Origin of the sequence: Anaerofustis stercorihominis, assembly GCF_005844425.1 — a bacterium.
Taxonomy (GTDB): Bacteria; Bacillota; Clostridia; order Eubacteriales; family Anaerofustaceae; genus Anaerofustis; species Anaerofustis butyriciformans.
The window spans coordinates 1-426 of sequence record NZ_SPHL01000014.1; the positions used below are offsets into that span (position 1 = coordinate 1).

The 426-nt window shown below is 20.9% G+C and carries 1 protein-coding gene; it reads right to left on the reverse strand.

The features are described from left to right. Window positions 1-169 precede the first annotated feature (169 nt). A partial coding sequence (locus FGQ49_RS05210; RefSeq protein ID WP_171020595.1) for a hypothetical protein occupies window positions 170-426 on the reverse strand: 257 nt, incomplete at its 5' end.

Here is a 426-nt window from a genome sequence, read left to right on the forward strand (position 1 = left end):
AGCATTAATATTCATATTTTTACCCTCCTTTTTATACATAATAACTAAACTATCATTTAAAATAATTTATATCAATAATGTTTATTTTTTAAATTAAAATAATCTAAACTTTAAAAATATTTAATAAAACAAATCAAATAAAAAAAACGGTCAATTGACCGTTTGATTTTTAGTTATTAAAATCATTAGAATCTATTGATTTTTTATTTTGGTTTACACCAACTAAATATAAAATAGGAAATATAAATCTAATTAAAGATATAATAGAAACGCCATATAGACCATTTAAGAAAAATCCTATTATATAATCTAAAATCATAATTATTATTAAAGCGATTCCCCATTTAAAACATGAATCCATAATTTTTTTATCAGTACTCTTATTATGTACAAGTCCTGTAACTGCCGTTGCCATCATAACAGCAG